Below are 12,209 nucleotides of genomic sequence, written 5' to 3' on the forward strand. Positions count from 1 at the left end.
GCAGTCAGGGCGCATGCCGTCCTTGATATCGATCAATCTGCACGTGAAAGTTTGCAGGGTGGCATGCCGTGGAGCTTGCAGGGCGCCCCCTCCTCACGTCCCTTCATCCTCGTCATCGATCAGGATCCGCCGAGCAGCTCCGTCGAGATCTTCGAACTGGCCGTTTCGCATCGCCCAGAAGAAGAATGCAAGACCCAGCGCCCCCATGCCAAGCGCGATCGGGATCAGGAAAGCCAGGATGCTCACTGCGTAAACCGCGCGAGGCGCAACGAATTGGCAACCACCACCACTGAACTGAGCGACATGGCGATGGCAGCGATCATGGGAGTGACGAACCCTGCCAGCGCCAACGGCACGGCGAGGGCGTTGTAAACGACCGCAAAAGCGAAGTTCTGGCGTACGATCTGCATGGTGCGGCGCGACACGGCCACCGCCATCGCGACCGGCGCAAGGTGAGCGCTGACAAAGACCGCGTCTGCAGCCTGTTGGCTCGCGTCACTGGCGGATCCCGGCGCAATCGAAGCATGCGCCGAAGCCAGGGCGGGGCCGTCGTTGAGCCCATCACCCACCATTAGCGGGAAATGCCCCTGCGCCTTGAGCCGGTCGAGAACAGCGAGCTTGTCAGCCGGATGCAGGCCCCCGCTCCCGGTGACGCCGAGATCCCGTGCCATGCGGGCCACGGCCTGCTCGCTATCGCCGGAGAGGATCGACGAATCCAAGCCCATCTCGCGCAGTTTGGCGAACACCGATGCAGCGTCTTCGCGAAGCGGATCGCAAAAGCGAATTGTCTTGGCAGTGCCGTCAATCAGCAGGTCGACTGCCATGCTCTCTTCTTGCTGGTCAGGCCGTTTCAACGCGACAGGGCGGTCGCCCAAGGTCGCCCTGATGCCTGAGCCGCCTATTTCGCGCACGTCCTCGAGCCGGGCTGGAGTGACCGATGCGCCAAGTGTCTTGGCCAGACCGACGCTGAGCGGGTGGCGGCTCGTTTGCGCAAGACCCAGTGCGATGGATTTCTCATCCGTGCTTAGACTGCTGGCATCGGCCCGTGGTTCGCCCAATGTCAACGTTCCCGTCTTGTCGAACAGCGCGACATCGACTTCGGCGAGCCGCTCAAGCGCTGTGCCATCCTTCACCAGCAAGCCATGCCGCAGCAAGGTATTGCTCGCCACCACCTGAGCGGCCGGCACAGCCAGCCCCATGGCGCAAGGGCACGTGATGATCAGGACAGCAATCGCGATGACCAACGACTGGTGCCAGCCCGCCCCCGCGATCATCCAGCCGAAAAAGGCCAGGGCCGCCAGCGAATGGACCGCTGGGGCATAGAGCCGCGAAGCACGGTCGGCGATGCGGACATAGCGACTACGTGATTGCCCGGCCTCATCCATGAGCCGCGCAATCTCGGCGATGGCGGTATCCTGCGCCACAGCAGTAATCCGCACCTGCAGCGGGGCCAGCATGTTGATGGTTCCAGCATGGACCGTGCTGCCGACGGTGACCGGTTCTGGTATGCCTTCGCCGGTCAACATGGCGTTGTCGATGGCGCTGTGGCCCTGCTCGACCATGCCGTCGGCAGCAAGCGATTCTCCTGCCGCCACCAGCATCATGTTGCCGGTTTGCAGGTCTTCGGCTTTGACCCTGGCTGTTGATCCGTCAGGCTGGAGAACGCTAGCGCTGCGGCCCATTCGGCCCAGCAAGGCACCGATCCCGGCGCGTGTCTTGCCCCGCATGGCGGCATCGAGTGCACGACCCGCGAGCAAGAAAAACAGCAGCATCACCGCACCGTCGAAATAGGCGTGCTCCCCACCGGTCATCGTCTCGTAGACGCTCAGCCCGGTCGCAAGCAGCACGCCGATCGAGATCGGCACATCCATGTTGGTGCGGCGATACCGCAGTGCCATCCACGCCGAGGAGAAGAACGGCCGTCCCGAGTAGAACACAACGGGCAAGGCAATCACTGCCGAAAGCCAGTGAAACAGGTCTTTGGTTACGCCGCCCGCCCCGGACCAGACGCTGACAGAGAGCAGCATGATGTTCATCATGCCGAAACCGGCAACGGCCAGCGCCCGTAACAGCAGTTGGGATTCCCCCTCGTCCTCGGCCAAGGGGTTAGCAGCCACGGGCTGTGCTTCGAAACCAAGACGCTCGAGTGCGGAAACCAGCGCTTCGTCAGAAACCATTTGATTGTGGCGTACGGCGACCCGTTTGGCGGAAAAATTGACCCGTGCCGCCTCGACCCCTTCGATCAGGCCAAGCCCGCGCTCAATCTTCGCAATGCAGCCCGCACAGCGAATACCCGGCACAGTGAAGCGGCTGTCCTGCAGCCCTGGCGCTTCGAACGACTTGTGGGTCGGCTGCGCAGTCATCCCACGGGCCTCTCCATGCGCAGGCTATCGGCACCATGCGACAAGGTGAGCCGGACCAGCCAGCGACCTTCGGGGAGTGCTCTTTGGCTCAAGTACCTCCCGTTGCCAGCCGAGGTCAGCGGGAACGCCAACGTCTCGTCTCGGCCAAGGGGATGGCGCAATTCGACAGTCGCTTTAGCGCCTTTGGGCGTACCTTCAGTCACCACTTCCAGCCGGCCATCGCCGCTGCGGGCCACCCGGGCATTCCATCCCAGTGCATTCTCACGCTCGGCCTGTTCCAACCAGCGATTGAAGTTCTGGCTGGCGACGTAGGAATTCTCCACCACCACTCCGCCGAAGCTGCCTATCGCCAACGTCGCCATCAGGATGTTGACCGCCACCACGATGCTGAACCCGCCGACAAGGATGGCGGTCATGTGCCAGCCGGTGAATCGCTTGGTCATGTCATTGCTCCGGTGCTGCAAAGCGAGTGGTGCCGGTATCGCTTTCCGGCTGTTCGTCGGCCGTCGCGAGCACGAAGGTGAATTCCTGTTCCTTCGAACCGCGCGGGGCGGCGACATAGGCGCGTAGGGTGCGGGTCTGGTCGGCTGGTACGGTGTAGGTCTGGCTGCGGGCGGCCTTGTCACGCGCGATGGTGTCGCTCCACATGCTGGCCCCTTCGAGCCCCTGCAGCGACAGCACCATCTCGCGCGGCGCGCTGGTCATGTTGCGCAGCTTCAGCGTGTAGGAATTGCGGACCGAGCCGTCGCTCATCAACATGAAGGGCGGGTTCCGGTCGGGCGAGACCGTCAAGTCGACATGGGTCCGCGTGCCTAGCGCAAACAACAGGCCGAAGCCGATAGCGGACCAGATCCCGAGATAGGCCAGGGCGCGCGGGCGCAGCAACGCCTTCCATGCCGGGCGCGGATCGCCTCCTGCCTTCTCGCGCTCGCAGTCTTCCAGCGTGGCATAGTCGATCAACCCGCGCGGGCGACCGACCTCTTTCATCACCCGGTCGCAGGCATCGATGCATAGCGCGCAGGTGATGCAGGAAATGTCCGGACCCTTGCGGATATCCCAGCCGGTGGGGCAGACGGCAACGCATTGGTGGCAGTCGATGCAGTCGCCCACCTGGCCGGGATTCTTTTGCGCCTTCTTCAGGCTGCCGCGCGGTTCGCCGCGCCAGTCCTTGTAGGTAACCAGCAGCGATTTCTCGTCCATCATCGCGGTCTGGATGCGCGGCCAGGGGCACATGTAGATGCACACCTCCTCTCGCATGAAGCCGCCGAGCGTGACGGTGGTGAGCGTCAGCACGGCGACGGTGATGTAAGCGATCGGGGCTGCCTCGCCCGCCCAGAAATCGCGGGTCAGCGTCGGCGCATCGGCGAAGTACATGATCCAAGCGCCGCCGGTCCAGAACCCAATGAACAGGTAGATGCTCCACTTGAAAGCGCGACGGAATACCTTGCCCCAGGTCCATGGCGCTGCATCGAGCCGCAGGCGAGCGTTGCGATCTCCATCGACGAAGCGATCGACGTGCTGGAACAGGTCGGTCCACACGGTTTGCGGGCAGGAGTATCCGCACCACGCCCGCCCGACCGCGCTGGTGACGACGAACAGCCCGATCCCCGCCATGATCAGCAGTCCCGCCACGAAATAGAATTCATGCGGCCAGATCTCGATGCCGAACATGTAGAAGCGGCGATTGGCGAGATCGACAAGCACTGCCTGATCGGGCGCATAGGGCCCGCGATCCCAACGGATCCACGGCGTCACGTAGTAGATCGCCAGCGTGACGGCCATGACCAGCCACTTGAAGCGGCGGAACGGGCCGTCGATGCGCTGGTTGTGGACCTGCTTGCGCGCGGCGTAGAGCTGTTCCGGCTGCGGGCTAGCGCTGGCCATCGGTGTCGCTCGCGGGTTCCGGGCTTGCGGGCTCTGGCGTTTCTTCCACTACCGCTGCTTCGCCTCCCCCGAGCGAATGGACGTAGGCCGCCAGCATCCTGACAGTGACCGGATCGAGCCGCTCGCCCCAGGCCGGCATGGCACCCATTTTCGGATTCAGGATCTGCGCCTTGATCGCTGCCGCACTGCTGCCGCGCAGCCAGATGGCATCATTGAGGCGCGGTGCTCCGATAGTCCGGTCGCCCTCGCCGCCAGCACCGTGGCAGGCCGCGCAATTGTCGGCATAGGTCTGCACCCCGGCAGCATTGGGCTGGGCCAGCCCGCTCAGCCAGCGAACGTGCTGGACCAGCGCTTCGAGCTGCGCGCCTTCGATTGCCCCTGCAAACGGAGGCATTACGCCCTGCCGCAGTTCTGCGCCTTCTTGCCGGATGCCATGCTTGATCGAATATTCGATTGCGGCAAGGTCGCCGCCCCAAAGCCAGTCGTCATCGTTGAGATTGGGATAGCCGAGTTCGTGACTGCCCCCTGCACCGGAGCCGTGGCACTGGCTGCAATTGACCTTGAATGCTGCCGCACCGCCGGCCCGGGCCTGTTGCATCAGGCCTTCGTCCGCGGCGAGAGTCGCGAGGTCTACCGCTGCAATGCGTTGAGCAACCTCGGCCCGCTGGCGTTCGGCGGCACCGAGTTCCTTGGCCAGCGCGCCCCGGCTGGACCAGCCCAGCATGCCCTCGGTGGCTTTGGAAAGCATGGGAATCGCCGGATAGGCAACGACATATCCGATCGAGAACACGATCGTGAGGTAGAAAGTCCACAGCCACCAGCGCGGCAGCGGTGTGTTGAGTTCCTCGATTCCGTCCCACTCATGACCGACGAATTCAGTGCCGGTCGGCTGGTCGACGCGCTTGTCATTCGCCATCGTCTTGGTCCTCGAAAATCATGGTGGCAGCAGCCCTGTTGCGGTCGGTCGAACCAGGGCGGAAAGGCCACAGGCACAGGATCAGGAAGAGCCCGACCATCACCGCCAGCCCGTAGCTATCGGCAAAGTGGCGCAGCGATTCATAGGTGTTCATCGACCGCTCTCCGTCGCCAGTTCTTCCTGGGCGGCGGCACTGTTCACATCGACCAGCGTGCCGAGCATTTGCAGGTAAGCCAGCAGCGCATCCATTTCCGTGATCCGTGTCGGGTCACCGTCGAAATCGCGGACCTGCACCTTGGGATAGCGGGTGGCGAGATCGCCAGGATCGACGTCGGGATCGGCCTGGGCGATGAGGTCATCTGCGGCCTTGGCGATATCGTCGTCGGAGTAAGGGACACCTACACGGCGCAAGGCTGTGAGGTTGGCGGCGATATCCGCCACGTCGAGCGGGGTCTCGGCCAGAAAGCCGTATTGCGGCATGACGCTTTCCGGAACGACAGCCTGCGGGTTCTTCAGGTGCTGGACGTGCCATTCGTCGGAATAGCGCCCGCCCACCCGCGCCAGGTCAGGCCCTGTCCTCTTCGAGCCCCACTGGAACGGGTGGTCGTACATGCTTTCTGCGGCGAGGCTGTAGTGGCCGTAGCGCTCGACCTCGTCGCGGAACGGGCGGATCATCTGGCTGTGGCAGACATAGCAGCCTTCGCGGATGTAGATATCGCGTCCGGCCAGCTCCAGCGGGCTGTAGGGTCGCATGCCTTCGACTTCCTCGATCGTGTTGTCGATCCAGAACAGCGGGGCGATCTCGACGATGCCGCCGATGGCCACGGCAACCAGCGTGGCGAGCCCCATCAGCGTGACATTGCGTTCAAGCCGGGCGTGTCCGGTAACCTTTTCCGGGGTGGATTGATCGTTCATCTCGGATCTCACTCTGCAGGGACTGCGGTGGGAGGAAGCGGGCGGTCAGCGGCTTCATCGTAGGGAGTCTCCGTCATCGGAGCTTCCTCGCGGACTTTGCCGGCGATGGTCTGCCACACGTTGAAGAGCATGATGCCGAACCCGCCGAGATAGAGCAGGCCGCCGAGCGCGCGCATGATGTACATCGGGTGCAGCGCAGCAACGGTGTCGGCGAAGCTGTTCACCAGGTAGCCGTCGGCACCGTATTCGCGCCACATCAGGCCTTGGGTGATCCCGGCCACCCACATGCTGGCGGCGTAGAAAACGATGCCGACAGTCGCGAGCCAGAAGTGCCAATTGATCATCCGCAGCGAATACATCCGCTCGCGCTTCCACAGCCGCGGGACGAGGTAATAGAGGCAGGCGAAAGTGATCATGCCGTTCCACCCCAGCGCGCCGGAATGGACGTGGCCGATGGTCCAGTCGGTATAATGGCTGAGGCTGTTGACCGACTTGATGCTCATCATCGGCCCTTCGAAGGTGCTCATGCCGTAGAAGGCCAGTGCCATCACCATCATGCGGATGATGGGATCGGTGCGGATCTTGTCCCACGCGCCGTTGAGCGTCATCAGGCCGTTGATCATGCCGCCCCAGCTGGGCATCCACAGCATGATCGAGAACACCATCCCCAGCGTCTGCGCCCAGTCCGGCAGTGCGGTGTAGTGCAAGTGGTGCGGCCCGGCCCAGATATAGAGGAAGATCAGCGACCAGAAGTGGATGATCGACAGGCGGTAGGAATAGACAGGTCGCTCGGCCTGCTTTGGGACGAAGTAGTACATCATCGCCAGGAACCCGGCGGTGAGGAAGAAGCCGACGGCGTTATGGCCATACCACCACTGCGTCAGCGCATCCTGCACCCCGGCAAAGGCGCTGTAACTGCGCGATCCGAACAGGCTGACCGGCATCGCCAGATTGTTGACCACATGCAGCATCGCAACGGTGACAATGAAGGCGAGGAAGAACCAGTTGGCGACGTAGATGTGCGGCTCACGTCGCTTCAGGATAGTACCGACGAAAACTACCAGGTACGCCACCCACACGATCGTCAGCCATAAGTCGATATACCATTCCGGCTCGGCATATTCCTTCGACTGCGTGATGCCGAGCAGGTAGCCGGTCGCGGCCAGCACGATGAACATCTGGTAACCCCAGAATACGAAGCGTGCGAGGCCGGGCAAGGCCAGCTGTGCGCGGCAAGTACGCTGCACGACATAAAAACTCGTTGCGATCAGCGCATTGCCGCCGAAGGCAAAAACGACCGCGCTGGTATGCAATGGCCGCAACCTGCCGAAGTTGAGGTAGGGCTCGAAATTGAGGGCCGGAAACGCCAGCTGCAACGCAATGAAGAGCCCCGCGGCAAAACCGGCCGTGCCCCAGAACAAGGTGGCGATCGCGCCCCAGCGGATCGGGTCGTCGTCATAGCGGCTCGCGCCCTCCGGGCCGCGCAGGGGCGGTGCCAGCGCGCTGGGGTCAAACCGGGCTGCAGAGACCAGGATCATGACAAAGGCGGCGATGGCAACAATCACGGCATGTGTGGCGAAGCCAGCGTCCTGTGCAGCGACGACAGCTCCGAGAGCCAGCAGGAAGATGACAAACCACAGCCCTGCGCGGGCGAGAGAGGATTCGGCAGTCATGGAAATCTCCGTCCGTTTGATGCGTGCCTAGCCCCGCGATCCGGGAGCGACTTTGATCCAGCGCAAATTTGCAAAAACATTGCCGCGTGCGGCCACTAGCCGGACGAGCGATAGTAACCGGCCCCTTCGCGCAGGGCCGGCAGGTCGAGGATGCGAACCAACGAACGGCCGGAGGTTTCAATGATTTCCGCTCGCCGCAGCAGGGTAAGCTGGCGGCTGACTGTTTCTATGGTCACACCCAGGCTGTCAGCGATATCGCGGCGCGACATTGGCAGGCGAACAGCGATCGACTTGCCATCGGGCTGGCCGATCCGGTCAGCCATGCCGACAAGAAAACTCGCGATCCGTTCCGGGGCGGTCTTGCGGCCCAGTGCAATCGATTTCTCCCGACACCGGTCCAGCGCGAGGCGGGTGGCGCGCAGGATGTCCTTGAGGATCGCGGCATTGTCACCCGCCAGCTCGATCACCTTGTCATAGGAGAACGCCAGCAGCAGCGAGCGGTCGAGTGCGAACAAATGATAAGCGTGCGCCGTCCGTGACGGTACACACACCACATCGCCGGCAAAATGAAATGCGATGACCTGCTCACGACCTTCAGAGGCGAGCGCGACGAGCTTGGTCGCCCCTTGCGCAAGGAAGACCAACTGGTCGCAGCTGTCGTCGAGCCGGACGGGCGTGTCCGGCTCTACCTCCAGAATGCGACCGGCAGCTTCGAATTGGAGGACGCTTGCATCCGAAAGCGGATGATCACCGGAAAACCGGTCCGAAAACCGCCTGAAGCTTTCGTGGTGAGCCAGCATTGGCGTCATCTGCAGCAATTGTGCGCAACTGCCTTTGACCTGGATCAATGATCCGGATCGGCACTGCGGGCACTTGCTGTGGTGCGCAGCAACAACCCTGGGCCGCATCGGGCGGCCACTGCTACGCCAGGAATTCGAATATGAAGACTACCTACGCGGCCGCCCTTGCCGGTCTCGCTATGCTGGCTGCTCCGGCCTCGGCGAAGGCTGAGGAAGGCAGGCTCCAGGTCAAGGTTCTCGGCACGGCTGTGTTACCCGACGGAAAAATCGACCGCGTTAATGTCGATCTCGTCGGCCTGCCTGCCAGTACGCAGACAGAGGCCAACGACAACTTCGTGCCGACCGTGGCGATAGAGTATTTCTTCACCGACAATGTCTCAGTCGAAACGATCTGCTGCGTGACCCAGCATGACGTCGATGGCACGACGGGCCTGCCAGGTGCCGAGCTCGTCTCCAATGCGCAACTCATTCCGGCGACCTTCACTGCCAAATACCACTTCGATCTTGGCAGCGCGAAACCCTACATCGGTGCCGGGGCAACCTATTTCCTCTGGATCAAGGACGATCCGGGTGCCGCGACCATCCCACTGGGCGTGACCGATACCGATCTCTCGGACGAATTCGGTTTCGTGCTCCAGGCCGGGATGGACATTCCGGTTGGCGACAAGGGCTTTGGAGTTTCACTCGATGCCAAGAAGTATTTCGTCGACACCACGGCACGCTGGTATGTCGGCAACACACTGGCGATCGAAACCGAGCACAAGCTCGACCCTTGGGTCCTGAGCGCTGGCGTGAGTTATCGGTTCTAGATCGTGATTGACTGAAGCTTGAACGGTCTTGCACCTCCTCCATCCGCTTCCTTCAAGGTCACAGCGAAGCTCGAACTCGCGGACCTTGGGGGTGCTCTGCGGTCTGGCTGGGGGGATTTTGTCTCGGTTCCCAAATACGGCCTGCTTTTCGGAATCCTCGTCGCGATCGCTGGTATCGCGGTCAGCTATGCCATCATCGCTCGAGGAGAGGTTTCCTGGCTCATGGCGACAGCGGCAGGATTCCCGCTTTTGGCTCCTTTTACTGCCGTCGGCCTCTACGAAGTCAGCCGAAGGCGCGAAGCGGGCATCCCCATTGCCTGGAGCGACATCTTTGGGGCGGTCAGGGGGCGCGGTGACGACCAGATATTGAGCATGGGCGTCATTCTTTTTGTGGCCTTCAGTGTCTGGGTCATCATCGCCCACCTGATATTCTCTGTGTTTGTTGCCGAAGCCGGCGCGGGTTCGGAATCCCTGGAATTCCTTGTTTCACCACTGGGATTGGCGATGTTGCTCGTCGGCAGTGTCATCGGCGGCACGATTGCGCTTGGCCTCTATGCCATGACACTGGTCAGCCTCCCCATGTTGGTCGAGCATGAGATCGACTTTGTCACTGCGGTCGTTTTCAGCTTTAGAGCTTTTCGCGGCAACGCCGCAGTCTTGCTCGCCTGGGCTGCGTTCATCGCGCTATCGCTCGTCATAGCCATATTGCCCGCATTCCTGGGCCTGATTGTTGTCGTGCCGGTCCTTGGACACGCAACATGGCATCTCTACCGACGCATGATTTCCCGGGCGAACAGTGGTGGCAGCGTCCACGGATGTTCGTAGGTCACCAGCCGCCGATCACCGGACGAAGTTTGGCCCCAGTGCTTCCTTGAGCGGGTCGAGCCAACGCTCATAGGGCTCCCATGCCCCTTGCCCCGACCGGTTGATGGGGCGCCGGACCTGTTCGGAGCTGGCAGTACGTACGGCGCGACTGTTCTTGTGGAAGTCGAGGCAAGCCTGTTCGAACGGAAGCTCGCAGTAGTCCAGCATGCGCCGCACCTGGCCTTCGAGATCGTCGAGCACATCCTCATGCTGCACCCGCAGGACCCGGCCCGGCAGCACCGCGTCCCAGTGCTCCATCAGGTCGACATAGTCCGCATAATACTGCCCGACTTCGTGCAGGCCGTATGTGAACTCCTGCCCTTCAGCAAACAACTGCTTGAAGCCGGAGAAACAGCAATCCATCGGGTCGCGGCGAGCGTCGATGATCTTCGCGTTGGGCAGGATCAGGTGAACGAGCCCGATATGGCGGAAATTGTTCGGCATCTTGTCGATGAAGAACGGTGCGCCCGCGCGGTGGATGCTCGTGTTGGCAACGAACTCCTCGCCGAACTTCGCCAGCTGTTCGCCAGCGAGATCGTGGAGAATCTCAGGATAGCGCGATTGGCCCGCCTTCTTCCCCCGCAGCCTGTGCGCCAGCGCCAGGATGTTGGGTAGCTCCATCGTGCCATCGACCTGGCTGTGGCTGGCCAGGATCTGTTCGAGCAAGGTCGATCCAGCGCGCGGCAGCCCGAGGATGAAGATCGGAGCGGGCGCATCGTGGCCCGCGCCGGCGTGCTTCTCGAACAGCTCCGGCGTGCAGAACTGTTTCTGCCGCGCCAGCTCTTCGGTCATCGTCTCCGCCTTGTAGCGGGTTTGCGCGCGTTTCAGCGCATTGCCCTGCTCGTAAAAGCGGAAGCTGTCTTCGTATTCCTTCCGATCCTCATGCGCCTTGCCCAGCGCGAAGGAGAGGTGGACCCGGTCCATGAAGGCTAGGTCCGGTCGCTCGACCTGCTCGCGCATCGCCGCCAGCTCGGCATCGGTGAAGCGATAGGTCTTGAGATTGGCGAGCGCATAATAGGCATCGCCATGGTCAGGCTTGCTGGCGAAAGCCGCGCGATAGCTGGCGACCGCCTGTTCCTGCTCACCGGTGGTCTTGAGCGCATGGCCGCGGCTGGTTAGCGTCGCCGCATCGCCGGGCACTTTCTCCAGCACCAGCTCGAACAGCTCGAACGCGCGGTCGTAATTGCCTGTCTGCATGCTTTCGATGGCGAGATGCGACTGGAACAGCGGATTGTCCGGGTCGCGTGCGTGCAGCGTTTCGGCCTGTTCGCGTGATTGCTCGAACTTCTGCCGCCTTCGCAGCGCGTCCATATAATCGAGCCGCAGCTGGACGTTGTCCGGATCGAATTCGACCGCGCTTTCCAGCAGGAATTCGGCATCGTCGAGCACGCCCAGCTTGATCCCGATCTGCGCCAGCAGCCGCATGCCCTCCACATTGCGCGGGTTCTGACGCAGGTAGGCGCGGCAGATTTCCTCGGCCTTGAGCAAACGACCTTCATGGAGATGGTTTGTGACGGCCAGCAAAGCCGTCGGCAGCTGCTTGAGGCGCTGACACTGAGCCCGCGCAGCCTGCGCCTCCACGCTACGTCCCGCCGCCTCCAGCAATTGCGCTTGCGCGGCCCAGCTGGCCTCCAGTGCCGGGTTGAATTGCACCGCCCGGCCATAGGCTGCGATCGCCGCTTCAGTATCGCCCGCATCACGCGCCAAATGCCCGGCCTCCTGCCAAGCACGCCCGTATTCCGGCGAAGCCCCATGGAGCCGCTGAAGCGTTATACGAGCATCGTCGAAACGCTTGAGGAAGCGCAGCGCGACTGCCTGCATGTAGAGGGCTTCGCTATCATCGGGCGTATCTGCCAGCACTTGCCCGGCCAGCGCCTCGCCCTTTGCGAAGTCGCCCGATTGCAGCGCCTGCTGGGCCTGCCGAAGGAGAGTGTCGTGCTCGCTCATTGCTGCTGCGCCATGCCGTAAAAGGAAAGCGGCGAGCA

General features: G+C 62.5%; 12 protein-coding genes. 2 read left to right on the forward strand and 10 right to left on the reverse strand.

The features are described 5' to 3' along the window. Window positions 1-93: 93 nt before the first annotated feature. From ccoS to QPW08_RS12590, 9 genes are all read right to left on the reverse strand, one after another. On the reverse strand, window positions 94-246 hold the full coding sequence (gene ccoS, locus QPW08_RS12550) for a cbb3-type cytochrome oxidase assembly protein CcoS (protein ID WP_284126153.1): 153 nt from the start codon (window positions 244-246) through the stop codon (window positions 94-96). Further along, window positions 243-2,363 carry a heavy metal translocating P-type ATPase gene (locus QPW08_RS12555; RefSeq protein WP_284126154.1) on the reverse strand — a complete coding sequence of 707 codons (2,121 nt, stop codon included), beginning with the start codon at window positions 2,361-2,363 and terminating at the stop codon, window positions 243-245. The genes ccoS and QPW08_RS12555 overlap by 4 nt, the downstream gene beginning before the upstream one ends. Next, on the reverse strand, window positions 2,360-2,806 hold the full coding sequence (locus QPW08_RS12560) for a FixH family protein (RefSeq protein ID WP_284126155.1): 447 nt from the start codon (window positions 2,804-2,806) through the stop codon (window positions 2,360-2,362). Before QPW08_RS12560 ends, QPW08_RS12555 begins: the two co-directional genes overlap by 4 nt. Before the next feature lies 1 nt (window position 2,807). Next, on the reverse strand, window positions 2,808-4,247 hold the full coding sequence (ccoG, locus tag QPW08_RS12565; protein ID WP_284126156.1) for a cytochrome c oxidase accessory protein CcoG: 1,440 nt from the start codon (window positions 4,245-4,247) through the stop codon (window positions 2,808-2,810). Further along, window positions 4,234-5,163, reverse strand: coding sequence for a cytochrome-c oxidase, cbb3-type subunit III (ccoP, locus tag QPW08_RS12570; protein ID WP_284126157.1), 930 nt, complete (start codon window positions 5,161-5,163; stop codon window positions 4,234-4,236). The genes ccoG and ccoP overlap by 14 nt, the downstream gene beginning before the upstream one ends. Beyond that, window positions 5,153-5,317 carry a cbb3-type cytochrome c oxidase subunit 3 gene (locus QPW08_RS12575; protein WP_284126158.1) on the reverse strand — a complete coding sequence of 55 codons (165 nt, stop codon included), beginning with the start codon at window positions 5,315-5,317 and terminating at the stop codon, window positions 5,153-5,155. Before QPW08_RS12575 ends, ccoP begins: the two co-directional genes overlap by 11 nt. After that, the gene (gene ccoO / locus QPW08_RS12580; protein WP_284126159.1) at window positions 5,314-6,078 is read right to left on the reverse strand and encodes a cytochrome-c oxidase, cbb3-type subunit II; all 765 of its coding nucleotides are present in this window, start codon (window positions 6,076-6,078) and stop codon (window positions 5,314-5,316) included. The genes QPW08_RS12575 and ccoO overlap by 4 nt, the downstream gene beginning before the upstream one ends. 8 nt (window positions 6,079-6,086) lie before the next feature. Continuing rightward, window positions 6,087-7,751: a cytochrome-c oxidase, cbb3-type subunit I gene (ccoN, locus tag QPW08_RS12585; RefSeq protein WP_284126160.1), complete on the reverse strand. Its 1,665-nt coding sequence runs from the start codon at window positions 7,749-7,751 to the stop codon at window positions 6,087-6,089. A gap of 95 nt (window positions 7,752-7,846) precedes the next feature. Further along, window positions 7,847-8,560, reverse strand: a complete 714-nt coding sequence (locus tag QPW08_RS12590; RefSeq protein WP_284126161.1) for a Crp/Fnr family transcriptional regulator — start codon at window positions 8,558-8,560, stop codon at window positions 7,847-7,849. Window positions 8,561-8,691: 131 nt separating this feature from the next. On the opposite strand from QPW08_RS12590, the gene QPW08_RS12595 reads away from it, so the two are divergent. Both QPW08_RS12595 and QPW08_RS12600 read left to right on the forward strand, forming a co-directional pair. Beyond that, window positions 8,692-9,360 carry an OmpW/AlkL family protein gene (locus QPW08_RS12595; protein WP_284126162.1) on the forward strand — a complete coding sequence of 223 codons (669 nt, stop codon included), beginning with the start codon at window positions 8,692-8,694 and terminating at the stop codon, window positions 9,358-9,360. Window positions 9,361-9,582: 222 nt separating this feature from the next. After that, entirely contained in the window at window positions 9,583-10,185 is a 603-nt protein-coding gene (locus QPW08_RS12600) for a DUF2189 domain-containing protein (protein WP_284126163.1), read from the forward strand. A gap of 15 nt (window positions 10,186-10,200) precedes the next feature. Here QPW08_RS12600 and QPW08_RS12605 read toward each other — a convergent pair whose 3' ends face one another. Then, window positions 10,201-12,171 (reverse strand): tetratricopeptide repeat-containing sulfotransferase family protein, encoded by a 1,971-nt coding sequence (locus QPW08_RS12605; protein ID WP_284126164.1) that lies wholly within the window; start codon window positions 12,169-12,171, stop codon window positions 10,201-10,203. Window positions 12,172-12,209: the final 38 nt, after the last annotated feature.

It is taken from the genome of Parerythrobacter aestuarii (genome assembly GCF_030140925.1).
GTDB classification, from domain to species: Bacteria; Pseudomonadota; Alphaproteobacteria; order Sphingomonadales; family Sphingomonadaceae; genus Parerythrobacter; species Parerythrobacter aestuarii.

Bases quoted from the DNA above. Each gene is read 5' to 3' on its own strand.
- ccoP (WP_284126157.1), bottom strand. From the start codon at position 5,163: ATGGCGAATGACAAGCGCGTCGACCAGCCGACCGGCACTGAATTCGTC.
- ccoO (WP_284126159.1), bottom strand. From the start codon at position 6,078: ATGAACGATCAATCCACCCCGGAAAAGGTTACCGGACACGCCCGGCTT.
- QPW08_RS12605 (WP_284126164.1), bottom strand. From the start codon at position 12,171: ATGAGCGAGCACGACACTCTCCTTCGGCAGGCCCAGCAGGCGCTGCAA.
- QPW08_RS12555 (WP_284126154.1), bottom strand. From the start codon at position 2,363: ATGACTGCGCAGCCGACCCACAAGTCGTTCGAAGCGCCAGGGCTGCAG.
- ccoN (WP_284126160.1), bottom strand. From the start codon at position 7,751: ATGACTGCCGAATCCTCTCTCGCCCGCGCAGGGCTGTGGTTTGTCATC.
- QPW08_RS12600 (WP_284126163.1), top strand. From the start codon at position 9,583: ATGGCGACAGCGGCAGGATTCCCGCTTTTGGCTCCTTTTACTGCCGTC.
- QPW08_RS12590 (WP_284126161.1), bottom strand. From the start codon at position 8,560: ATGACGCCAATGCTGGCTCACCACGAAAGCTTCAGGCGGTTTTCGGAC.
- QPW08_RS12595 (WP_284126162.1), top strand. From the start codon at position 8,692: ATGAAGACTACCTACGCGGCCGCCCTTGCCGGTCTCGCTATGCTGGCT.
- ccoG (WP_284126156.1), bottom strand. From the start codon at position 4,247: ATGGCCAGCGCTAGCCCGCAGCCGGAACAGCTCTACGCCGCGCGCAAG.
- QPW08_RS12560 (WP_284126155.1), bottom strand. From the start codon at position 2,806: ATGACCAAGCGATTCACCGGCTGGCACATGACCGCCATCCTTGTCGGC.
- QPW08_RS12575 (WP_284126158.1), bottom strand. From the start codon at position 5,317: ATGAACACCTATGAATCGCTGCGCCACTTTGCCGATAGCTACGGGCTG.